The sequence below is a fragment of the Polynucleobacter sp. AP-Capit-er-40B-B4 genome, from assembly GCF_018882245.1.
Lineage (GTDB): Bacteria > Pseudomonadota > Gammaproteobacteria > Burkholderiales > Burkholderiaceae > Polynucleobacter.
Genome location: NZ_JACVOV010000002.1, coordinates 15,472 through 39,917, shown reverse-complemented (window position 1 = coordinate 39,917; position 24,446 = coordinate 15,472). Strand labels below are relative to the sequence as shown.

General features: G+C 46.4%; 18 protein-coding genes and 1 pseudogene. 14 read left to right on the top strand and 5 right to left on the bottom strand.

Features of this window, described 5'->3' with window-relative positions; all coding sequences use genetic code 11:
* Positions 1-5 precede the first annotated feature (5 nt).
* The 3 genes from ald to pepN all read left to right on the top strand — a co-directional run bounded on the left by ald (position 6) and on the right by pepN (position 4,442).
* Positions 6-1,124, top strand: coding sequence for an alanine dehydrogenase (gene ald, locus ICN19_RS05160; protein WP_216246078.1), 1,119 nt, complete (start codon positions 6-8; stop codon positions 1,122-1,124).
* A gap of 87 nt (positions 1,125-1,211) precedes the next feature.
* Positions 1,212-1,787, top strand: a complete 576-nt coding sequence (locus tag ICN19_RS05155; protein WP_216246077.1) for a TMEM165/GDT1 family protein — start codon at positions 1,212-1,214, stop codon at positions 1,785-1,787.
* Positions 1,788-1,832: 45 nt separating this feature from the next.
* Entirely contained in the window at positions 1,833-4,442 is a 2,610-nt protein-coding gene (gene pepN / locus ICN19_RS05150; protein WP_216246076.1) for an aminopeptidase N, read from the top strand.
* Between the two features lie 3 nt (positions 4,443-4,445).
* Here pepN and ICN19_RS05145 read toward each other — a convergent pair whose 3' ends face one another.
* Together ICN19_RS05145 and ICN19_RS05140 are read right to left on the bottom strand one after the other, a co-directional pair.
* Positions 4,446-4,829 carry a type II toxin-antitoxin system VapC family toxin gene (locus ICN19_RS05145; RefSeq protein WP_216246075.1) on the bottom strand — a complete coding sequence of 128 codons (384 nt, stop codon included), beginning with the start codon at positions 4,827-4,829 and terminating at the stop codon, positions 4,446-4,448.
* A gap of 2 nt (positions 4,830-4,831) precedes the next feature.
* Positions 4,832-5,035 (bottom strand): type II toxin-antitoxin system VapB family antitoxin, encoded by a 204-nt coding sequence (locus ICN19_RS05140; RefSeq protein ID WP_216246074.1) that lies wholly within the window; start codon positions 5,033-5,035, stop codon positions 4,832-4,834.
* 169 nt (positions 5,036-5,204) lie between these two features.
* Between ICN19_RS05140 and ICN19_RS05135 the strand changes: the two genes are divergently transcribed.
* Positions 5,205-6,203: a class 1 fructose-bisphosphatase gene (locus ICN19_RS05135; protein ID WP_216860645.1), complete on the top strand. Its 999-nt coding sequence runs from the start codon at positions 5,205-5,207 to the stop codon at positions 6,201-6,203.
* Positions 6,204-6,293: 90 nt separating this feature from the next.
* Here ICN19_RS05135 and cphA (ICN19_RS05130) read toward each other — a convergent pair whose 3' ends face one another.
* Together cphA (ICN19_RS05130) and cphA (ICN19_RS05125) are read right to left on the bottom strand one after the other, a co-directional pair.
* Entirely contained in the window at positions 6,294-8,864 is a 2,571-nt protein-coding gene (gene cphA, locus ICN19_RS05130) for a cyanophycin synthetase (RefSeq protein WP_216246073.1), read from the bottom strand.
* A 12-nt stretch (positions 8,865-8,876) separates the two neighbouring features.
* Positions 8,877-11,057: pseudogene (gene cphA / locus ICN19_RS05125) on the bottom strand (cyanophycin synthetase); the annotation flags it as partial.
* A gap of 204 nt (positions 11,058-11,261) precedes the next feature.
* Between cphA (ICN19_RS05125) and ICN19_RS05120 the strand changes: the two are divergent.
* The 10 genes from ICN19_RS05120 (at position 11,262) to ICN19_RS05075 (ending at position 22,557) form a co-directional block, all read left to right on the top strand.
* On the top strand, positions 11,262-13,607 hold the full coding sequence (locus ICN19_RS05120; protein WP_216246071.1) for an ABC transporter ATP-binding protein: 2,346 nt from the start codon (positions 11,262-11,264) through the stop codon (positions 13,605-13,607).
* Complete coding sequence (locus ICN19_RS05115; protein ID WP_216211509.1) at positions 13,604-14,083, top strand: DUF1854 domain-containing protein; 480 nt, start codon at positions 13,604-13,606, stop codon at positions 14,081-14,083. Before ICN19_RS05120 ends, ICN19_RS05115 begins: the two co-directional genes overlap by 4 nt.
* 297 nt (positions 14,084-14,380) lie before the next feature.
* Positions 14,381-15,382 (top strand): Bug family tripartite tricarboxylate transporter substrate binding protein, encoded by a 1,002-nt coding sequence (locus ICN19_RS05110; RefSeq protein ID WP_370625146.1) that lies wholly within the window; start codon positions 14,381-14,383, stop codon positions 15,380-15,382.
* An 84-nt stretch (positions 15,383-15,466) separates the two neighbouring features.
* Positions 15,467-15,994 carry a tripartite tricarboxylate transporter TctB family protein gene (locus ICN19_RS05105; protein ID WP_216246070.1) on the top strand — a complete coding sequence of 176 codons (528 nt, stop codon included), beginning with the start codon at positions 15,467-15,469 and terminating at the stop codon, positions 15,992-15,994.
* Positions 15,995-16,035: 41 nt separating this feature from the next.
* Positions 16,036-17,535, top strand: a complete 1,500-nt coding sequence (locus ICN19_RS05100; protein WP_216211504.1) for a tripartite tricarboxylate transporter permease — start codon at positions 16,036-16,038, stop codon at positions 17,533-17,535.
* A gap of 103 nt (positions 17,536-17,638) precedes the next feature.
* A complete protein-coding gene (locus ICN19_RS05095; RefSeq protein ID WP_216246069.1) occupies positions 17,639-18,010 on the top strand; it encodes a DUF2946 domain-containing protein in 372 nt (123 codons plus the stop codon).
* A gap of 80 nt (positions 18,011-18,090) precedes the next feature.
* On the top strand, positions 18,091-20,280 hold the full coding sequence (locus ICN19_RS05090; protein WP_216246068.1) for a TonB-dependent receptor: 2,190 nt from the start codon (positions 18,091-18,093) through the stop codon (positions 20,278-20,280).
* On the top strand, positions 20,280-21,542 hold the full coding sequence (locus tag ICN19_RS05085; RefSeq protein ID WP_216246067.1) for a sialidase family protein: 1,263 nt from the start codon (positions 20,280-20,282) through the stop codon (positions 21,540-21,542). Before ICN19_RS05090 ends, ICN19_RS05085 begins: the two co-directional genes overlap by 1 nt.
* On the top strand, positions 21,539-22,030 hold the full coding sequence (locus ICN19_RS05080; protein ID WP_216246066.1) for a TlpA disulfide reductase family protein: 492 nt from the start codon (positions 21,539-21,541) through the stop codon (positions 22,028-22,030). Before ICN19_RS05085 ends, ICN19_RS05080 begins: the two co-directional genes overlap by 4 nt.
* Positions 22,031-22,062: 32 nt before the next feature.
* A complete protein-coding gene (locus ICN19_RS05075) occupies positions 22,063-22,557 on the top strand; it encodes a copper chaperone PCu(A)C (RefSeq protein ID WP_216246065.1) in 495 nt (164 codons plus the stop codon).
* 79 nt (positions 22,558-22,636) lie between these two features.
* Here ICN19_RS05075 and ilvD read toward each other — a convergent pair whose 3' ends face one another.
* Positions 22,637-24,328, bottom strand: coding sequence for a dihydroxy-acid dehydratase (ilvD, locus tag ICN19_RS05070; protein ID WP_216246064.1), 1,692 nt, complete (start codon positions 24,326-24,328; stop codon positions 22,637-22,639).
* Positions 24,329-24,446: the final 118 nt, after the last annotated feature.

Genomic DNA, 24,446 nt, shown 5'->3' with positions numbered 1-24,446 from the left:
TAGCAATGATTATTGGCGTGCCTCAAGAGGTAAAAAATAATGAGTATCGGGTCGGTCTAACACCCGGCAATGTGAGTGGGCTATGTAAGCAGGGACATTCCGTCCTTATTCAGCGAGGGGCTGGGATGCAGATTGGTCTGAGCGATGAAGCATATCGACTTGCTGGCGCTAGCTTAATTAATAGTGCAGCAGAGGTGTTTCACAAGGCAGAGATGATTGTGAAAGTCAAAGAGCCTCAGGCACAGGAGTGCGCCATGTTGCGCGAGGATCAAATTTTGTTCACGTATTTACACTTGGCTCCCGACCCAAAGCAAACAAAAGCTTTGCTGCAATCTGGTGCAACTTGTATTGCCTACGAAACTGTCACCGCTATGAATGGCGCCTTGCCCTTATTGGCGCCTATGAGTGAGGTAGCAGGGCGAATGTCGATCCAGGCAGCTGCATCGCATCTTGAGAAAACGCATGGTGGCTTAGGTGTGTTGATGGCGGGAGTGCCTGGGGTCTCCCCGGCAAAGATTGTGATTCTCGGTGGAGGTGTAGTGGGGCGCAATGCTTTACAAATGGCAGTCGGTATGGGTGCAGATGTGTGCATCTTTGATCGTGATATTGATCGCTTGCGTCAAATTGATATGTTCTATGGCAATCGAGTGAGAACTTTTTACTCCGATAGTTTGCTGATTGAGCAAGAGGTTTGTGAAGCTGATGTTGTGGTTGGGGCAGTTTTACTTCCAGGCGCTGCAGCACCAAAATTGGTTACACATGAAATGATCAAGAAGATGAAACCCGGATCGGTGGTGGTTGACGTGGCAATTGATCAAGGCGGTTGTTTTGAAACCTCTAGACCTACAACTCACGCAGACCCAACATTTGTGGTGGATGGAGTGCTTCATTACTGTGTTGCCAATATGCCGGGCGCGGTTGCAAGAACATCCACTTTTGCCTTAACCAATGCAACCTATCCTTTTGTCGAGGCTTTGGCTAATCGTGGGTTGATGAAGGCGCTTTCTATTGATCACCATTTGCGTAATGGCCTTAGCGTTCATAAAGGAGTTTTAACTTCAGAGCCGGTTGCACAAGCTCAAGGGCTGGACTGTGCATCGGCTGAGGAGTTATTGGTGGCATAGGGACGTCTAAAAAGGTGGTCCATTGAGTGCGGGATTTAAACTATCCCTAAAACGCAGAATATTGCGAAACTGATTGGACTAACTGACATGGATTTTTCAGCATTAACCCTCTCTGCTGGGGTAGTTGCCTTAGCGGAGATGGGTGATAAAACCCAACTACTTTCTTTGATGCTTGCGGCTCGCTATCCAAGGCAAGCAATGTCAATCATTGCCGGTATTTTTATTGCCACGATTGCTAACCACGCATGTGCTGCATTGCTGGGTCATTGGTTGACGACTTTGGTATCTCCCGATGTCATGCGCTGGATTTTAGGATTGAGTTTCTTGGGTATTGGTTTATGGTTGTTGGTGCCTGATCATATTGATGACGCCGCTGGATCCAAGGTGGCAGATAAAGCTCTACAAGTATTTCTGCTAACAACGGGCCTGTTCTTTTTGGCCGAGATGGGCGATAAGACACAAATTGCCACTATTGCGCTGGGTGCTCGTTATGAGGATGTAGTCTCGGTAACGGTTGGCACCACATTGGGGATGATGTTGGCCAATGCCCCGGCTGTTTGGATTGGTCAGAAGTTCACTAAGCGTATGCCTATCAAGTGGGTACATGCCATAGCGGCCATTACCTTTATTACTATTGGCATTGCTACCTTGATCTGGGCTTGATATAGGCAGCATACCCGTCTGCCAGCCTAGACTTAAAATAGGCTTATGAAAACTGATCTCCCGCAGAGCTTTCGTCGGCTCGAATACCATCCTCCTATCTACACTTTCGATCAGGTCGAGCTTGATATTGCCCTAGACCCAGCCAGAACGATTGTGAAAAGTCGCATTGAAGTTCTACCAGGGAAAAGCTTTGAACCAGGGGCTCCCTTGGTATTGGTCGGACATGAACTTGAGTTCGTCAGCTTGAGGATTAACGGCGAAGCTCACCGCCATTTTGAATTAACCCCTGAAACGCTCACGATTCATTCTTTGCCAAATGAAGGTAAAGATAAATTCATTGTTGAAATTATTTGTGTTTGTGTGCCAGAGAAAAACACAAGCCTAATGGGTTTGTACGTTTCTAATGGCAACTTCTTTACGCAGTGTGAGGCAGAGGGTTTTAGAAAGATTACTTATTTCTTGGATCGCCCAGACGTCATGGCGCGATTTAAAGTAATACTGCGCGCTCGTGAAGCAGAGTGCCCAGTCTTGTTGTCTAACGGCAACTTGATTAATACGGAAAAACTTCCAAATGGTTGGCACAGTGCGACCTGGGAAGACCCATTTCCTAAGCCTTCTTACTTGTTTGCCTTGGTGGCAGGTAAGTTGGAGTGTATTGAAGAGACCATTACTACCAGTAGTGGCGCTAAGAAGCTCTTGCAGATTTGGGTTGAGCCGCATGATCTGAAGAAGACCCGTCATGCCATGGACTCTTTGATTGCTTCAATCCATTGGGATGAAAAACGCTTTGGTCTGGAATTGGATTTAGAGCGCTTCATGATTGTGGCTGTTAGTGACTTTAATATGGGCGCGATGGAAAACAAGGGCTTGAATATTTTCAACACCAAGTTTGTCCTTGCGCAACCAGAAACTGCTACTGACGCTGACTTTGCCAATATTGAAAGCGTTGTAGCGCATGAATACTTCCATAACTGGACCGGTAATCGCGTGACTTGTCAGGATTGGTTTCAGTTATCTCTGAAAGAAGGCTTGACGGTATTTAGAGATCAAGAGTTTTCTGCTGACCAAATGGGCAGTGAATCAGGTAGGGCGGTAAAGAGAATTGAAGACGTCCGCTTGTTGCGTCAGCTCCAATTCCCAGAAGATGCAGGTCCGATGGCGCATCCAATTCGTCCTGATGAGTACCAAGAGATTAATAACTTCTATACCGTGACCGTGTATGAGAAGGGCTCTGAGGTAGTTCGGATGTACCAAACCCTGCTTGGAAGGGATGGTTTCCGCAAAGGGATGGATTTGTATTTCAAGCGCCATGACGGGCAAGCAGTGACCTGCGATGATTTCTTGATGGCGATGGCTGATGCTAATGGCAAAGACCTGACTCAGTTTAAGAATTGGTATAGCCAAGCAGGCACTCCACGGGTGAAAGTGCAAGAGCATTACGACGCCGCCAAAAAACAGTACCAACTCACGCTGACGCAAAGTTGTGCGCCTAGTCCAGGTCAACCCGAGAAGAAGCCTTTTCATATTCCATTGAAGATGCGCTTAATTACCAAGGCGAACGATCAAAAAGAGCAATTGCTAGAGCTGACCCAAGAGAGTCAGACATGGACCTTTGACAGTATTGAAGAGCGTCCAGTGCTATCGATTAATCGCAATTTCTCGGCACCGATTAACTTGGATTTTGAGCAGTCTGAAGCAGATCTCTTAACGCAATTCTCCAGTGATGACGATGCATTCAATCGCTGGGAGGCTGGCCAAAAGTTAGCAATGCAAATGATTCTGAATAATCGTTTGCCTGATGCCCAACTCATTGAGGCCTATCGCAATATCCTGCTTGATCCTAGCTTGGATCCAGCCTTTAAAGATTTAGCCCTGACGCTACCTGCTGAGTCTTATTTGTATGAGCAATGTACGAGCGTGGATCCGCAGAAGATATTTACTGCACGCCGCGCCTTCCGCAGAGAAATTGCTAAGCAACTCCAACTGGAGTGGGCTGCTTTGTATCAGCAGATGCAAACACCTGGACCGTTCAAGTCAGACGGAGTGGATTCTGGAAAGCGCGCACTTAAGAACTTGGCATTAAGCATGTTGCTTGAAGCGGCGCCGGGAGTGTGGGCGCCAATGGCTGCTAATCAGTATCAAATTGCTGACAATATGACCGATCGTTACGCTGCTTTAGCTGCGTTGGTGGTGCATGGTGCAAAACCAGCCAAAGAATGTTTAATTGATTTCTACAACCGATTTGCCAATGACGCTTTAGTGATTGATAAGTGGTTTGGATTGCAATCAAGTCGCCCGCCTGTTGATGGTCTTGACTCTACGTTGGAAGAGGTGAAGAAGTTGCGCGAGCATCCTGCGTTTAAGTTGAATAATCCCAACCGAGTACGCAGCGTTATTCATGCCTTCTGCGCAAATAACCCGGCAAGCTTTCACCAGGCTGATGGCAGTGGCTATGAGTTCTGGGCCGATAGCGTCTTGGCGCTTGATCCCATTAATCCTCAGGTTGCCGCTCGTCTTGCTAGAGCCCTGGATCGCTGGCGCTTATTTGCTCAACCCTATCAAGATCGCATGAAAGCCGCTCTGGAGCGGGTTTCGGCATGCCAGACACTCTCTCCGGATGTGAGAGAGGTGATAGGAAAGGCGCTGGGTAACTAAGGACTAATGGAGCTTATTGCTGTACGAAACACCCAAGCGAACCGCAAGCTTTTCTAGGCTCTTATCGAAAGTCCAGAGCCGAGCGTTTTTTGAGAGCAGGGTTGATGCAAGAAGCGAAACGTCGATTGCGCCACATCCAGATTCTTGAAGCTGATGCTTTTCAATAAAGTCTAATATTTCAGTAGGGGTAGCCACAGTTGCTTGCTGCAATTTTTTAATATAACTTAAGGTATTAGAGCGTGGGGCAGGTGGTGAACCACATGCTAATTCAATTAAAACTAGGGGATGGCAAAGAATTTGGTCGTTTATCAAAAGGGATTCAAACGATTCATTTGATTTTCTAAAGTGGGCCACCCAAACAGATGTATCAACTAAAACCATGGTCATGATCACTGACCATCCTTCATTTTGCGACGAGGAATACTCTTCATCTGCGGGGCTTTTCCACCCAGCGCTGCTAATCTCTTGGCTACTTGAACTCTTATGAAGACATTAATTGCCTCCCTGAAGAGGTCTGCTTTATCCATTTCGGGATCAGCAAGATCCAATCCCCTCTGGTAAAGGTCGTCATCAATGGTGACAGTAGTTCTCATGGTTACTCCTCATCAATAATGATGCATTATAACATCAAAAATAACATCAAAGTTAGTGGGGTTGGTTGTAAAGAGAGTGGTTTATTGAAGAAATAGTCAGTTTTTCAGATTGGCATTGAGAACAGGGCAAAATAGATCCTAATTTCAATAGAGCTTTGGAGAGATACCTTTGTCCTCAAGTACCCATATTAATTTCAAGCAATATTTAACATCTGCAAAACCTGCGGGTGCGGCCATTCCCGCTGGATTGCAAGATTTACTGACCGCTGTAGTCAATACCTGCTCAACACTAAGTCATGAAGTGGCTCAGGGCGCGTTGATTGGATTGCTCGGCTCAGCAGGCACTGGCAACGTACAAGGTGAAGTTCAGCAAAAGCTCGACATCATTGCAAACGATTTGCTGATTGAAGGTGTCAAGGGTTGCAAGTCTCTAGCTGGTTTGGCTTCCGAAGAGATGGAGTTGCCAGTTCCCGTTCAAGGAACGGGAGATTACTTGCTCTTGTTTGATCCACTCGATGGCTCATCCAATATTGATGTGAACGTTTCTATTGGAACGATTTTTTCTGTTCTAAAGAAGCAAGACCCTAACACTCCTTTACAGACTTCTGATTTCTTGTTATCAGGTCGCCATCAAGTTGCTGCTGGTTATGTCGTGTACGGTCCACAAACCACGATGGCATTAACCTTAGGTGATGGAGTAGTGATGTTTACGCTCAATAAAGTCACGGGCGAGTTTTTATTGATCAAGGATTCGGTAACCATTTCCCACTCAACTAAAGAGTTTGCAATCAACATGTCCAATATGCGTCACTGGGCTGACCCAGTACGTCGTTATGTTGAGGAGTGTCTTGCTGGCGTGAGCGGTGCGCGTGATAAGGATTTCAATATGCGTTGGATCGCCTCTATGGTGGCAGATGTTCATCGCGTTCTCTCCCGAGGTGGTGTGTTTATGTACCCATGGGATCAGCGTGAGCCACATAAGCCTGGTAAGTTACGCTTGATGTACGAAGCTAACCCCATGAGTTTTTTGGTTGAGCAGGCAGGTGGTGCATCTACCAATGGCACAGATCTCATTATGGATTTACAGCCAACCGATTTGCATGAGCGTGTTTCTGTGATGTTGGGTTCGAAAGAAGAGATTGATCGTATTCAGCACTACCACTCATAAGTTGATCAACCTATCCAAATAAAAAACCCAATCAGCTGATTGGGTTTTTTATTGTTCTGCAGTTATTTCAGAGGACCATCTATTTTGCCCTTAAGGTTTTACCTTTTCTTTGAGGTAGGCAAGTGATTCTTCTACTTGATCAATGAGGATGAGGCAGATATCGCCAGCAGAGAGATCATCAAGAGCGGTATCAATGGCTTTAAATTCGCCATGAATCTCTTTAATTTGTTTTGCCTTGGTAGCTTCAACAAGACCTTCTTGAAGTAGCTTTAATACTTCGCCATCTTCGCGTCCACGCTGGCAGGCATCTTGATAGAGGATGACGTTGTCAAAAGCATTACCTAAGATACGGGTGAGATCGCGAATATCTTCATCGCGACGATCGCCTGCACCACTAATCACCACATGACTCTTGTTCGGCTTCATTGCTTCGATGGCGCTGGTCAAGGCGCGCATCGCATCTGGGTTATGACCATAGTCGGCAATGACAGTTGCGCCATTGTGCTGGAATTGATTGAAGCGACCCGGTACTGAGTTTGCATTGCTCTCAAAGCTGTGTAAGCCACGCGCAATCTTTTCTGCATCCAAGCCTAAAGCCCAGGCTGCGCCGATTGCGGCCATCGCATTTTCCACCTGGAATCCAAGAACACCATTTTGAGTCAATGGAATTTCACTGACGGGAAAGCGGAACATCACACGTGCACCTTTGGAGGCAACGATATAGGTGCCGTCAAAGTAAATAACCTTTTTGTTTTTAGCGCGATGTGCCGCAATTACTGGATGGTGCTGGTTTTGAGCAAAGAAAATGACTCGACCAGAACATTTATCACCCATTTTCGCAACCATTGGGTCAGCTGCATTGAGCACTGCTGCTCCAGTAGTTGCAACGTTTTGCACGATCACACGCTTAAGAATGGCCAAGTCCTCAACACTGGTAATGTAATTGAGGCCTAGGTGATCACCTTCGCCAATATTGGTCACAACCGCTACTTCACAACGATCAAAGCCAAGGCCCTCGCGGAGCATGCCGCCTCGAGCGGTCTCTAATACTGCTGCATCTACGTCAGGGTGCATCAATACATTGCGCGCGCTCTTAGGGCCGCTGCAATCGCCAGTATCGATTAAGCGATGGTTGATGTAAACGCCATCTGTGCCAGTCATGCCAACACGCAAACCTGTCTCAGTAATCAAGTGGGAGATCAGGCGAACAGTTGTGGTTTTGCCATTGGTACCAGTAACCGCTACGACAGGGATGCGTCCATCATCGCCTGGAGGGAACATCATATTGACGATGTCCTCACCAACAGGACGACCCTTGCCATAGGAGGGTTTCAGATGCATGCGCAAACCAGGCGCTGCATTGACTTCAACAATGCCGCCGCCTTGTTGTTCAAGTGGCTTATAGATGGATTCACAAAGAATATCTACACCAGCAATATCAAGCCCAATCATTTGGGCGGCAGCTACAGCACTTGCTGCTACATCTGGATGAACATCATCGGTAACGTCGGTTGCAGTGCCGCCGGTACTCAAGTTGGCGTTATTGCGCAGTAGAACGCGTTCACCAGTTTTAGGAATGTGTTGTGGAGTAAGGCCAGAACTTGCTAAATGTGCCAGTGCAATATCATCAAAACGAATTTTTGTCAGAGCGGTGGCATGACCATCGCCGCGCAATGGATTTTTGTTTTCAATTTCCACTAATTCGGCAACGGTATGAGTGCCATCACCGACCACCTGGGCCGGCTCGCGACGCGCAGCCGCAGAAAGACGATTACCCACTACAAGTAAGCGGTAGTCAGCACCTGGCAGATAGCGCTCAACAATGGTTTCACGACCAAAGGCTTGAGTCACGATAAACCCAGCGCGTACCTCTTCTTCTGTTTGAATGTTCGCAACAACACCTTTACCTTGATTGCCATCTTTTGGCTTAAGCACAATAGGGCCACCAATTTTTTGCGCGGCGCGCCAAGCATCGTCAGCAGTCGTTACCACTTCACCAATTGGAACGGATACGCCAGCAGCAGCGAGTAAGTTTTTAGTGAGCTCTTTATCTTGTGCAATCGCTTCAGCAATGGCACTGGTATCACTGGTTTCTGCAGCTTGAATACGTTTTTGTTTGCTACCCCAGCCAAATTGCACCATGCTTCCCTCGGTCATGCGGCGATACGGGATATTGCGTTGTACTGCTGCATCGACGATAGATCCAGTGCTAGGTCCTAAACGGACATCCTCATATAGCGCTTCTAGTTCGGAGAGTGCTGCAGCCAGATCAAATGGTGCATCGTTGAGAGTTGCTTGAATTAATGCAAAACCAAAGTCAAAAGCCATCCTGCCAACGACTTCTTCGGTGTATTCAACAACGACTTGATAGACGCCGGTGTCTACGGTTTGAACAGTACGACTAAAGGTGACCGGGCAGCCTGCTTGTGCTTGAAGACCTAAGGCTGCATGCTCTAAAGCATGCGCAAGTGAAAGTACTTCATTGTGGCCGCCGCGGCGCATGCTGCCAAGCTGTGGAAAGCGTTCACGAATTTTGATTTCAAACTGAGGAATGGAGTCGATTGATCGCTCTGATGCGTCACAAGAAACAATGGCCTCTAAAGCGGTATGACGGCTCCATAAATTTGGGCCGCGCAACATGCGAATACGGGTAATTTCCAATTAAGCCCCTGTAGCAGTAGTGGCGTCAGGTACGAAAGTTTCCGCACCTGCTTCGATAACATTAAACGGAATGTCTAAAGCCCAGGCTGCAGCAATAGCCGCACCTAAATTCATAGTCTTCCAAGGAGTAGAGCTGTTTGCCTCTGAGTGGCGTGGCACAGGAATGGATTTCTGATCCAATTTGCCGGACTTCAGAGTAATTTGTTGTTTACCAATCGTCACTGCACGACCACCATTCAATAGGTGTGTCTGGACGATTTCAGATTCTGGATTCTCACTAAAGAAAATCACTTCGCCATCGCACAGTTCCGCCATTTGAACGCACATTGCATCATCAGCGTTGAGAACGGCTACGCCTGTCGGCAGTACAACATCCACTTGCGTACGAACAATGCTAAAGACTTGATCTTCATCGTAGATTGCATACTGCGGGAAGTTGGCTTTGGGATCGACATTAAGTACTACACCAACCTGGCAACGATCGTAGGCTAAGCCTTCAATCAACATCGATAAATGGTTGTTCTCAATGACTACCGCTTCTACAGCGCGATTGAGTAGGGTGCGACGGGCATTCTCCCAATTGGATGCATTGGAATTCGGTATGGCGCGATTACCAAAGAATAGGCCCTTGCTGCAAGACATGCCAACATAGACGTTGGTTAGGCGCAGGAAGTGCGCAATCATTTCTGCAACAGGAGTTTTGCCACGTTCGCCACAAATACCAACTACCGGGATCCGGAAATCAGTGCCAGGAGGGAAGAGGTGATTTGCAATCTCCTTACCAACGGGCTGGGGTTTGCCGCTAGCGGGTTTTAAGTGCATCAGTAAACCAGGGCCAGCATTGACTTCAACAATAGCGGCATTTTGGTCTGCTAATGGCTTGCCAATATCTTGTGCTACTAAATCAACACCAGCAATTTCTAGGCCAACAACACGAGCTGCTAAAGCCACTTGACTGGCTACATCTGGGTGAATTAAATCAGTGACATCAAATGCAACATTACCGTTACTTTGAATCAATACTTTTTGATCAATAGCAGGAATGCTTTCGCCAGTTAATTGTTGACGCGCTAGTTCAAGCTCTACTGCAGAGTCAATTCGAACAGGATTCAAAGGATGCTCTTCAGCAGTGCCACGACGTGGATCAGAGTTAATCTGAATTTGAATGAGTTCATAAACGGTGTGCTTACCATCACCAGTAACCCAAACCGTTTCACCCTTTGCAGCAGCAACAACTTTATTGCCAACTACGAGCAAGCGATGTTCATCACCAACAATGTGACGCTCAACCAAGACTTCGCTACCTTCATCAATCGCAACTGCATAGGCAGCTTCAATTTCTTGTTGGGTATAGAGATTAATAAATACGCCGCGACCATGGTTGCCATCGATCGGTTTCACTACCACTGGCAGGCCAATATCTTGTGCTGCTTCCCATGCATCATCTGGGCTGGTTACGGTTCTGCCCTCAGGTGTTGGTACGCCGGCGCTACGCAGCAAGCTCTTGGTTAAATCTTTATCTCTCGAAATCGTTTCAGCAATCGCACTTGTTTGATCGGTCTCGGCTGTCCAGATGCGACGTTGCTTAGCGCCATAACCCAATTGCACTAAGTTGCCTTCGGATAAACGAATCGAAGGAATGCCGCGCTCTTCGGCAGCATTCACAATACAAGCAGTGCTAGGGCCTAGTAAAAGATCATCGCCAAGGTCACGTAAATTCTCAATGATGGTTTGTACAAGAGCAACGCAATCGCTATTGTCTTGCGCTAAAGCTAAGTAAAGGTCGCGTGCATATTTAAGGGCGGTCAAGGTGACCTCTTCATTGATTGCACTAACCATCACTTTATAAACACCACGACGATCACCGTCACGCGCTTTACCAAACCCACCAGGAATGCCGGCTAAATTTTGTAGCTCAAGCGTAAGGTGCTCCATGATGTGAGCGGGCCAAGTACCTTCCTCTACGCGCTTTAAGAAACCGCCAGTTTCACCATAGCTGCAACGATGCTCAACCAAGCTTGGCATGGCTTTGACAAGACGATCGTAAAAGCCGGGAATGAGGTTAGAGGGGTAGTCCTCTAAATCGCCAATATCGACCCATACCTCTATTACGGGATGGTAGGTCCACATATTGGGGCCACGGAGATGCTTAACGCTCAGAATCTCGATGGATTTATCTAGTAATTGGGGCATATGCAGTGTTGCGATGGCCGTAGCCAAGGATTTGGCGTTGACGCGTCAGACAGTCTCTCTGTTTCTAGTAGTTATTGAAAAACTCACAAAAGTAGCAAAAATACATAAAAAGGCCTATACAGACAATTTAACGGCTTTTGACCCCCTAAAGTTGACAGGAGCAATAAATCTAAATAATTCAGCTCCACTATACTTTTAAGGTCAATGAAGCCACAAATCTTACCTTTTGCCCCCGCGCTACCAAGCTCTTGGGAGGCTGTTTTAGCGAATCAAAACACCCCAGTAAAGAGTCCCGATGCCCTGCTGGCTTGGGTTGAGCTCGATCTGGATGCGGATTTACACTTTGAAAAAAGCCTGCTTTTGCTTAGTGAAGACGGCTTGTTTTGGACGGATGGCAAGGCATTTGAGTCTTGGCAGTTGGGTCAAGGCGCCCATTTAGTCCATGGTGATCATGCAGGAGTGGGGCATTTAAGGTTGGAGACTGCCGATAAGTTACTCAAGTCTTGGAATTTCACTTTAGCTGTGAATCCACAGGTGCTTCGATTGCAATCTAGCTTTAAGCAGCTTAATCGTGGTGAAGAGATTAGTAGTGGCGAGGTTAGTGAGTACGACAAGCAGGTATGCCCAGCTTGCTTGAGTCCTAAACCAGCAAACTCTGAGAGCTGCCCAACTTGCGATCCCGAAGATGACGCACCGCCATCGACCTGGACATTATTCAAGTTGTGGCGTTTTGCCCGTCCATACAAGAAGCAATTACTGCTCGGTTTTGTATTAACTCTGTTATCTACTGGCGCTACATTAATTCCACCGTATCTCACAATGCCGTTAATGGATCACGTGTTGATCCCATATGAGAAGGGTAATCCGATCGATTTCCATTTGGCCAGCATGTATCTCTTGGCTTTGTTTGGTGCTGCGATCGTTGCATGGGGTTTGGGTTGGTGGAAAACGTATTTACTAGCTTTAGTGAGTGAGCGTATTGGCGCTGACTTAAGAAACACTACCTTTGAGCATTTACTCAAACTCTCATTAGAATATTTTGGCGGCAAACGTACAGGCGACTTGATTGCGCGTATCGGTGCAGAGACTGATCGTATCTGTGTTTTCTTGTCTTTGTACGCACTCGATTTTGCAACCGATGTGTTGATGATCACCATGACAGCAGCAATCTTGGTATCTATCGATCCGTTGCTAGCTTTGGTTACATTGGCGCCATTGCCATTCATTGTCTGGATGATTCACGTAGTGCGTGACCGCCTGCGTTTTGGCTTTGAAAAGATTGATCGCATCTGGTCTGAAGTGACCAATATTCTTGCTGACACGATTCCGGGTATTCGTGTTGTGAAAGCATTTGCACAAGAAGATCGTGAGCTCAAGCGCTTTGTAGATTCCAATAAACATAATCTACAGATTAATGATCGCGTGAATCGCGTCTGGGGATTGTTTTCTCCTACGGTGACGTTGCTGACAGAAACAGGCTTGTTGGTAGTGTGGGGCTTTGGTATTTGGCAAGTGGCGCATCAAAAAGTCACAGTGGGTGTCTTGATTGCATTCTTGGCATACATCGGACGTTTTTATATTCGCCTGGATTCGATGAGCCGCATTGTTTCGCATACGCAAAAAGCAGCAGCTGGCGCTAAACGGATTTTTGATATCTTGGATCACGTCTCTAGCGTTCCAGAACCTATTAATCCGGCGCCATTGGGTGAAGTCAAAGGCCGCATCTCTATGCGTGGCGTGGGTTTCCGCTACGGTAATCGTGCTGTCACTAAAGGCATTGATTTAGATATTGCTCCTGGTGAAATGATCGGCTTAGTGGGGCATAGTGGCTCAGGAAAAAGTACTTTGGTGAACTTGATTTGCCGCTTCTACGATGTGAGCTCGGGCTCCATTTCTTTAGATGGGCGCGATATTCGCAGCATTGCCATTGCCGACTATCGCAAACGCATTGGTCTCGTGCTGCAAGAGCCATTTTTATTCTTTGGCACGATTGCTGAGAACATCGCCTATGGTAAGCCTGACGCTACTCGTGAAGAAATTATTGAAGCGGCACGCGCAGCGCATGCCCATGAATTTATTCTACGCCTGCCTCTAGGTTATGACTCCTTAGTGGGTGAACGTGGACAGTCTTTATCGGGCGGTGAACGTCAGCGTATTTCAATTGCACGTGCCTTGTTGATTAATCCAAGCATTTTGATTTTGGATGAAGCGACATCATCTGTAGATACGACCACTGAAAAAGAAATTCAGCGCGCATTAGATAACTTAGTTAAAGGCCGCACCACGATTGCGATTGCTCACCGTCTCTCCACTTTGAGAAAAGCGGATCGCTTAGTCGTCTTGGATAAAGGCGAGATTGTTGAAATTGGTTCTCACGAGCAGTTAATGGAAGCTCAGGGCGCTTATTACACCTTGTACCAAGCTCAGCTACGTCATGCAGCAGAGCTCGTTGAGGGTGGTGCAATTGGCGAAAGCTTGGAAGAAGAGAAAGCGGAGCAGCAAGAAGAAAAGCTAGAAGAAGCTGAAAAAAAAATTGGGGGTGGAGTATGACGCAAATCAATCAATCCACTCATCAGCTCGAGCGTGATGCCCTAGGCCGCCTAGTCTTTATTGATAAGAAGGGTGAGCGACATGTAGGCGTTCATCCCGTAAGAGCTTTTCCAATTACCGCTCCTGGCGCAGGCATCGGCATCATGAATCAATCTGGCAAAGAGCTTTGCTGGTTTCCAAACATGGCTGCGATTTCTGAAGCAGAGCTTGGATTGATTGAAGAAGAGTTGGCCGAGCGTGAGTTCATGCCCGTCATTGAAAAAATTACCAAGGTCTCAACTTTTGCCACTCCAAGTATTTGGGATATCGAAACAGATCGCGGTCCAACACGTATACGCCTCAAAGGCGAAGAAGACATTCGACGTATTGCGGGCAATACCTTGCTGATTGCCGACTCCAATGGCTTGCAGTTCTTAATTAAAGACTCCACACAGTTGGATAAAGTCAGTAAAAAACTGCTAGATCGCTTCCGTTAATCAACGCTGATCTTCCTTCAAATTAAGGGAAAACCCTTAACTCTAATTTTCCGCAAAGACCTTACAAAAATGTGCATTTTTCGTGCATTAAAAGCAGTTTTTTGTCTCTGATGTAAGTACACTGTCTACGGTCTTTGGCTTGAGTTATCAGGGTTTCTACTAGATTTCAGAAGCCCGTGTGATTCGATTGTGAAATTATTGATGGCAGTCAAGTTTTACTGGCACATCTTGTTTAAAAATCACTCACACAACAAATAAGCCAAATTAAATTGGTTAACCATTTTGGAGACATAACTTATGAAGATGAAGTTAAAAGGTGCTTTGATTTCTACTGCCTTGGCACTTGGTGTTGCTGGCGTTTCACCTGCATTTGCAGCGTGGGAGCCAACCAAGCCAGTTGAGTTCATTATTCCTGCTGGCCCTGGTGGCGGTGCTGACCAAATGGCACGCATGATCCAAGGCATCATCACTAAAAATAATTTGATGAAGCAAGCTGTTATTCCTGTGAATAAGGGTGCAGGTGCTGGTGCAGAAGGTTTCCTGGCAATGAAAGAAGCGAAGGGCGATCCAAATAAGATCGTGATTACGCTCTCCAACTTGTTTACTACCCCTTTAGCAACTGGCATTCCATTTAGCTGGCAAGACATTACTCCAGTAGCGATGTTGGCGCTTGACCAATTTGTGTTGTGGGATAACGTTGAGAAGCCATACAAGACTGCCAAGGAATATATCGATGCCGCTAAAGCAGCAGGCGGCAAATTCAAAATGGGCGGTACTGGTTCCAAGTCTGAAGACCAGATCATTACTGTAGCGATTGAAAAAGCAACTGGTGCTAAGTTCACTTACATCCCATTCAAAGGGGGTGGCGACGTAGCGGTTCAGTTGGTTGGTAATCACATCGATTCTTCTGTGAACAACCCAATTGAAGCGGTTGCTCAATGGCGTGCAAATAAATTACGTGCATTGTGCGTATTTGATGACACACGTATGCCATACAAAGAGAAGGTTACTGATACTCAATCATGGTACGACGTACCAACATGTAAAGAAGCAGGTGTTCCAACTGACTATGTCATGTTGCGCGGCATCTTTATGGCTCCTGGTGTAACTCAAGAGCAAGTTGATTTCTATGTCGATTTGTTCAAGAAAGTTCGCGCTACTCCAGAGTGGAAGAAGTTCATGGCTGATGGTGCATTCAATCAGACATTCATGACTGGTAAAGAGTTCAGAAACTGGCTCACTTTGAATGAAGCTTTGCACAAGCAGCTGATGGGCGAGGCAGGATTCTTAGCTAAGTAATTTTGTGAAAATAAGATAGGACCTCCAGTAGGGGGTCCTATTTTTTAAGCAAGTGCGTTAATCAACTTTATTAAAAATATAAAAATGTCTGAACATACAAATAATTCAAATCAAGAATCAGCTATCAGCGTAAGAGCAATGGACATCATTACTGCGCTCGTTTTCCTAGCAATTGGCATAACCGTGATGGTTGGTAGCTTGAAATTAGGCGCTAGTTGGGGTGTTGACGGTCCAGAAGCGGGATATTTCCCTTTCTACATTAGCTTGATTATTTTGCTTTCAAGCACAGTCACTCTTTACCAGGCTGCTATCGTTAATAAGAAAAAAGAAACCGAGTCATTTGTTGGTCGTGAGCCATTGAAGCAGGTCATGGCTGTACTTTTGCCGGCAACAGTGTTTGTGTTGGGCGTGCAATTGATTGGTATTTATGTTTCTGCAGCCCTCTACATCGCGATCTTTATGGTGTGGTTAGGCAAGTATCCAATTTGGAAGGCGGTTGCTGTGTCTGTAGGCGTTAGCGCTGCCCTCTACCTGATGTTCGAGTACTGGTTCCAAGTTCCATTGCCACACGGTGCATGGTTTAACCCGCTCGAATTCTTGGGTGTGCAATAAAAAAGAATAACTATTAAAAAAGATTAAATAAGGAGTTCAAGTTGGAAGAAATTAGCGCTCTATTCAACGGCTTTGCCGTTGCAATGACACCCTTTAACTTGCTGTTAATGTTGGTTGGTGTAACACTCGGTGTGATCATCGGTGTGTTGCCAGGCTTAGGTGGTGCAAACGGTATTGCGATTCTGTTGCCGTTGACATTCACAATGCCACCAACTTCCGCAATCATCATGCTCTCCTGTATTTACTGGGGTGCGTTGTTCGGCGGAGCGATTACATCGGTGCTCTTTAATATTCCTGGCGAGCCGTGGTCTGTTGCGACAACCTTTGACGGTTATCCAATGGCCCGTAATGGTAAAGCTGGCGAAGCATTGACTGCAGCCTTCACATCTTCATTCGTAGGTGCTTTCTTTGCGATCGTGATGATTACCTTCTTGGCACCATTGGTTGCGAAGTTTGCACTCCAATTCGGTCCGCCGGAGTTCTTCTCGGTCTACCTGCTGACCTTCTGTAGTTTCGTGGGTATGAATAAGGGATCGCCATTTAAGACCATTTCAGCAATGATGTTGGGCTTCGCTTTGGCAACCGTTGGTATGGATACTGTTACTGGCCAGTTGCGCTTGACATTCGGTAACCCAGAATTGATGCGCGGCTTTGACTTCTTGATCGCTGTGATCGGCTTGTTCGGTATCGGTGAGATTCTCCTGTCTATGGAAGAAGGCTTGGCATTCCAAGGTGCAGCAGCGAAGATTCGCGGCAAAGTGGTTTGGGAAACTTGGAAGCAATTGCCTAAGTACTGGGCTACTTCATTACGCAGCTGCTTAATTGGTTGCTGGATGGGTATTACCCCAGGCGGTGCAACACCTGCTTCTTTCATGGCTTACGGCGTTGCTAAGCGCGTATCCAAAGATGGCGACAAGTTTGGTACCGGCAAGATGGAAGGTATCGTTGCTCCAGAAACTGCAGCTCACGCAGCTGGTACTGCAGCACTTCTCCCAATGTTGTCACTCGGTATTCCTGGTTCACCAACAGCAGCGGTATTGCTCGGTGGCTTGTTGATCTGGGGCTTACAACCTGGTCCTTTGCTTTTCGTAGAGAAGCCAGACTTTGTTTGGGGCTTGATCGCTAGTATGTACTTGGGTAACTTGGCTGGCTTGTTCGTTGTATTAACTTGCGTGCCACTGTTTGCCTCCATCTTGAGAATTCCGTTCTCAATCATTGCTCCAGTCATTATTGTGATTTGTGCGGTTGGTGCATATACCGTTCACAACGCCATGTTTGACGTTTGGTTGATGATGGGCTTCGGTATTCTCGGTTATGTCTTTAAGAAGCTGGACTACCCAATGGCTCCAATGGTCTTGGCCTTGGTATTGGGTGACCGTGCAGAAGATTCATTCCGTCAATCCATGTTGTTCTCACAGGGTAGCTTAGATATTTTCTTCTCTAACCCATTGGTAGGCGGCATTACATCTTTGGCTTTATTGCTCCTCTTCTGGCCATTGATTGGCAAGTTTGTAGGCAAGAAAAAGTCTGCAGCAGCATAAGTAACTCGCTAGAAATAGCGATTTCAAAGGAAAAAGGGGCGTCAGCCCCTTTTTTCATGGGAAAGACGAAAGAAATACAAAATTCCGATAAAATTCCTACATCATGAATCTCTACAAAAATCGCCTCATTCACTGGATTGCTGCTTTTGCAATCGCAATGAGTGCGCTTGCGCCAGCTGTTTCTCAAGCAGTCTCGCTTGCGAAACATGGTCAAGGTTTTGCGATGGAGATTTGCTCTGCTGATGGCAATAAGCTTCAGATTCAAGTGCAAGGCGATGAGCAAGAGGTAGCAGAACAAGCTCAGCCATGCCCATATTGCGTAGCGCAAAATAGCATCACACCAGCCTTTAATACCAACCTTACATTCCAGGCGCCGCAAACTTTAGCATTGTTGCCACAACTTTTCTATCAATCACCCAAGCCACTTGCAGTTTGGGTAACGCCTCCCTCAGCAGCTCCACCAGTAAACGCCTAATTAAATTTAGGGCATAGCCTAGCTATGTAGTTGGCAACGATTCATTTAATACGTTGCCGCATTATCAAGTGGAGCAGTAAATGTTGTTTCAGCAAAAGAAAGTCAGTGCATGTATTGGCATGCTATTTGGATCGGTACTTATTAATGCACAGGCGCAAATTGCGCCACCGCCAGACTACGACCAGAAGTTAAAGAGTGTGACCGTAACAGCCACCCGCTCAGGTACCCCATTGGATGAGATTCCTCTCAATACAACGGTTCTCACTAAAGAGGCTCTAGAAGTAGCCCCAGATCAAACCATTGATCAAATTTTAAAAAATGTACCTGGCGTTATTTTGAATGACCAGCCGTATTACCAAAAGGATCCAACGGGTCAAAGTATTAACGTGCGCGGCCTTGGTAATGCGCGTACTTTGGTGTTGATAGATGGATTGCCAGCTAACGACGCCTTTTATGGAACGGTACAGTGGAATTTAGTGCCCATGTCCTCAATTGACTCTGTGGAGTTTATTCGCGGTGGTGTTTCCAGCTTGTGGGGTAACTACGGCATGGGCGGCGTAATTAATATTAAGACCAAAACCCCGGTTAATAGCCAACAGGAGGTCTCTGCAAGTTATGGTGCGTTTGGCGCTGGTAACGTTGCTGCCTCAAAGGATTTGATCGCCTCTGAAAATCTTCAGCTGCGATTCTCAGCTGATTATTTCAATACCGATGGCTATCAAAATATTGCAACAATCTCACCGGCCTCACCAGCTAACATTAAGAATGGCCAAGGGCCAGCATCTTCACATAACTCTAACGTCAGAATGCAGGGTTACTTTAAAGCGACGCAAGATACCAATGGCTTCTTCCGCGCGGGTTATCACACGATGTCTGATCTATCTTCGGGATATGCATTTGCAACCAATATTACGCAAGAAACAGATTTGGCGGGCGGTACAACAACGCGCCTAGACGATAAGTCAAAAGTAGACGTCAATTTCTTTTACGAAAACACGGGCTTTAATAAGCAGAATGGCTCCACTACTACTAGCAGGTCAAATAATATTCCTGCCAATACACCATATATCAATGCAACCTATAAGGACCCGTACAGCACAGTGGGGGCGTCAGCCCAGTACACCCAAGAAGTTACAGGTTTAATCAATCAGTATGTCTTAGGTGTTGATGCGCGCAATATTGCTGGATCAAATTTAACAAATAATTTAAATAACAACGGCACTTCAGCTGCCGTGAATTATGCGCAAGGACAACAAACATTTTATGGTTTGATGGGGCAATTAAAGTCTAAGGCCGAATCTTTCCCGCTAGAAACAACATTGGCTGCTCGTGTGGATCAATGGAATAGTCAGACTCCTACCAACTACAACGCAGGATCTAATGGCGCAAACCCTTCATATCAAAATGTGCCCAACCAGAGCAAGACGCAATTAAGTCCTACCCTGGGATTGCTATATAAGATGAGTAAGGATTGGGATTTACGTTCTGCCGCTTATCAAGCATTTCATGCGCCAGGCATGAATAACACCTTACGTTCTTATGGCTCATCAAGTGGTTACAGTTTTGCCAACCCAAATCTAACGCCTGAAACGATGACAGGCTATGAGGTGGGCACTGACTATCGATGGAAGGGTGGCTTTGCGCAATTAACTGCATTTAATAACTATATTCAGAATGCAGTTGCAACCTATAGCCTTTCAAGTCAAAGTTCAAGCGACGTAGCCTTGGCTAGAAGTCTGTGTGGTGCTACAGGCAACCCTTTGGCTGGAACTGGAAATGTTGGAATTTGTAACTCAAAAAATATCAGTTACTACACTAATAATCAAAACCTCTTAAGTCAGGGTATCGAGTTTCAGTTTCATCATGATATCAACTCGAAGTGGGCTACAGACGCAAACTATGCATTTACCAGCACTAAGTTAACAATGAGCGCTACAAGTGATCCGATTAATAAGCAGGTTGGCGGTGTTCCGCAAAACATTCTAGGCGGTGGCTTAACTTATTACCCGGTACCTCAAGCTAGCCTAACAGCCACAGTACGTTATGTAGGAAGCTCTTGGTTAAATACTTCCAATACTTTGCCGGTGGCTTCTTATGCGGTTGTGGGTTTACGCGCAAACTATGAGCTCACAAAAAATGCAACGATTTATGCCTCCGCAGTGAACTTGTTTAATCGTCAGTACATTACCTTTGGTACGGGAGGTAGCTCAACTTCCTATACTCAAGGTATGCCACAAGCCATCTCAGTCGGCGGGCGTATTATCTTTTAATGATGATGAAAATAAATCTCTTGTTTAAACCCTCAGCATTGCTTTTCGCACTTCTTTTAGGTGCATTGGGTGCTATTGGGCAAGTGCAAGCGCAGATGGACCATTCTTCAGGGATGGCAGGCGCCATGAAGACTAAGTCTAATGATGTTTGTCAGGGCGATGGATTGCAGTGCGCAAATGCTGCTACCCCATTCTTTGCTCAGGATGGAAGATTATTATTGGCATGGACGGCTAATGGCGTGGTTTCTGTAGCTCAATCAATGGATTTAGGCAAAACCTTTTCACCTGCAGTCAAAATTGCTGAGCATGGAAAGTCGCTTGATGTAGGCAGTGATGCTCGTCCGCAAATTGCTTCCGATGCAAATGGCAATATCTTTTTAGCTTACTCGTTTTTTAAGGACGCTAACTGGAATGCGCAAATCAATACCACTCGATCTACGGATGGCGGCAATACATTTATAACGCCAGTATCCTTAGTAAAAGATAGCTCTAGTCAACGCTTTCCATCGGTTCTGATGAATCCTAACGGCAATATTTTTATCTCGTGGATCGATAAGCGCCTTGTGGCTGCAGCAAAGCAGGGTGGTGAAAAGCGCTTAGGTGGTTCTATTGCCTATTCATTTTCCCAGGATGGCGGTAAATCATTTGAGGCAGAGCGTTTTGCAAACGAAAGTAGTTGTGAGTGCTGCCGAATTGGTGCTGCGCTTGATCCGCAAGGTCGGCCGGTCATCGTTTATCGAGCTATCTTTGCTGGCGGCATCAGGGATCAGGCCTCCCAGGTGATTTCGGGTAAGGGGGCAGGCCCCGTTCGTAGGGTTGCGGATGATGATTGGAAAACAGATGCCTGCCCACATCATGGGCCATCGATAGCGGTATCTGGGTCTGGAAAACTCCATGTCGCTTGGTACACCCAAGGCAGTAAGCGCTCAGGAGTGTTTTATGCCAACTCAATCAATCAAGGCGCAAGCTATTCCAAGCCAAGTCGTATTGGCGCGGAGGGGTCTAATGTTGCAAGACCCTATCTATTTGCGATGGGAAAGCATGTATGGCTGGTATGGAAAGAGTTCGATGGCAAGAAGTCATCTATATATTTAAAAGAGTCATCTGATGATGGAAATTCTTGGAATTCACCGAGAGTATTAGCAAGTACTGAAGGGTATAGCGATCACCCCTTGTTGCTGTCTCATGGAGATGCAGTCTTTCTGTCTTGGTTAACGCGTGCTGATGGTTATCAGCTAATCAATGTTGGGCATAAAAAATGAAAAAGTATTGGATTGCTTTGTTCCTGAGTTTATTTATGGTCAATATTGGGATGGCTGATACCAATACTCTGAAGCCATATCAAGCGGGGGATTGGAGTTCTCTAGTAAAGACTGCTAATGGTGCCCCCGTAGCAGTTCATTTTTGGGGTGTGACTTGCCCGGCCTGTGTAAAGGAGATGCCGCAATGGGGGAGCTTCGTAAAAAGCAATCCTACTGCTAAGGTAATTTTTATTCAGGTGGATGATGTATCTGTTGATTCAATTAAAAAGATGTTGAACAAAGCAGGGTTAGAAAAAGCTAATAACTTTTATGTGGCCGCCCCATTTGATGAGCGCTTGCGTTATGAGATTGATCCTAAATGGCATGGTGAGACTCCTACAACAATCATGATTGATAAGAGTGGCAAGGTTACCCGCAAGACAGGATTGATTGATTTTCAACAGCTACAAAAGATGTTAATGGCGAAATCATCATTCGCTAAAAATTAGTTTTTTACCTATTTATTAAGAGGAGAATTTAAATGAAGACAAAACAGTTACTAGCGTTATGCGTTTTTTTAGGCATAGCTTCTTTGGAAGGTGCATGGGCGCAGGGCGTCACCAAGAGTGTCACCACTAATGACATCAAGATCGAAAACGCCTATACCCGTGCTACTGTTCCTGGACAGCAAGTGGCTGGTGGTTTTATGAAGATTGAAAACAAGGGCGTTGCCGATCAATTGGTATCCGCAAGCTCGCCAGTTGCTGGTGAAGTGCAGTTGCACGAAATGGCGATGGATGGCAATGTGATGAAGATGCGTCAAGTAAAAGATATCGCCGTGCCAGCAGGTGGCGCTGTGGAATTAAAGCCGGGTGGTTTGCACCTGATGTTTATGAACATTAAGGCGCCATTGACTGCTGGTGAAACTGTTCCAGTCAAACTCAAATTCGCAAAAGCGGGTGAAGTTGAAGTAAAAATGCCTGTGAATGCCATGGGCAACACAGGCGCCGGTCATGGCGGAGCAATGAAACACTAAGATTCGTATTCAGTAGTAATGCTGAAGTAATAAAAAAGCCCCTAGTTTTACTTAGGGGCTTTTTCTTTGGCCGAACAACTTAGATTTTTAAATCCAAATCCGTTACCGCACCTTTGCTGGCGCTACTTGCAAGGCTTGCATATTTAGCGAGCAGGCCGCGTGTATAGCGAGGCTTAGGTTGAACCCAAGCTGCGCGACGCTTCGCAATTTCTGCTTCATCAACGTTGAGTTGAATGAGTAACTTATGAGCATCGATCGTGACTGAGTCACCTTCATTAATCAGGGCGATTGTGCCGCCGACATACGCTTCAGGGGCAACGTGACCAACTACCATACCCCATGTGCCGCCAGAGAAGCGACCATCGGTAATGAGGCCTACGGACTCACCTAGACCTTGGCCAACGAGGGCAGAGGTTGGGGCGAGCATCTCACGCATACCAGGACCACCCTTAGGGCCTTCATAGCGAATCACTACAACGTCACCATCTTTAATCTTCTGCGCCATGATAGCTGCCATCGCATCATCTTCAGAATCAAAGACGCGGGCTGGGCCAGTAATGGATGGGTTCTTCAAGCCAGTAATCTTGGCAACACAACCCTCTGGAGAGATGTTGCCTTTGAGGATGGCCAAGTGACCTTGCTTGTACAAAGGATTATCTAAAGTACGAATCACTTTCTGATCAGCGCGTGGCACTGATGGCACATCTTTCAGTACTTCAGCAATTGTCTTACCAGTGATGGTCATGCAATCACCGTGGAGCAATCCGCCGTCGAGCAAAATCTTCATCACTTGTGGAATACCGCCGGCCTGATGTAAATCGGTTGCCAAGTAAGTGCCAGATGGCTTCATATCCACGATTACTGGAACACGCTTACGAATACGTTCGAAGTCATCAATGGTCCAGTCGATTTCTGCTGCGCTAGTAATAGCCAAGAAATGCAATACCGCATTGGTGGAGCCACCAACAGCCATGATGACGCTCACTGCGTTCTCAATAGACTTCTTAGTAATGATGTCGCGTGGACGCAGGTTATTTTTAACCGCTTCAACCAAGACACGTGCAGACTCAGCTGCGCTTGCAACCTTCTCAGCATCAACGTTAGCCATTGTGGAGGAGTAGGGAAGGCTCATACCCAAAGCTTCAAATGAGGAGCTCATGGTGTTTGCTGTATACATGCCGCCGCAGGAGCCGCTACCTGGACAAGCGTGCTGCTCAACGCCTTTTAAATCTTCTTCGCTGAGTCGGCCAGAAGTAAATTCACCAACCGCTTCAAATGCAGAAACAATATTGAGTTCTTTGCCTTTGTAATGGCCTGGCTTAATTGTGCCGCCATAAACATAAATGCCAGGAACGTTTGTACGGGCTAAAGCCATCATGCCGCCCGGCATATTTTTATCGCAACCACCAATTACAACTACACCGTCTTGCCAAAGACCATTGACGCAAACTTCAATACTGTCAGCAATGACTTCGCGTGAGACGAGAGAATATTTCATACCCTCAGTGCCCATGCCGATACCATCAGAAACTGTCGGCGTACCAAATACTTGTGCTTTTGCACCCGCCGCCTCAAGAGCCTCAACTGCAGCATCAGCTAATTTTTGCAAGCCACTATTACAAGGAGTAATAGTGGAGTGACCATTCGCAACGCCAACCATTGGCTTTACGAAATCCTTTTCTTCGTAACCCATTGCGTAATACATCGAACGATTAGGTGCGCGAGCGACCCCTTCGGTGACCATGCGCGAGCGTTCATTTAGGCGTTTCATGCTTATTACTCCAGAAAAGGTTGGTGTCGAAAGGCTCTATTGTGCCGTGAGATGGGTTTGAGGGTGCTCCAGATTGAGCGCTAAACTCTATCGACCCAAAATGTTGCAATGCAATACA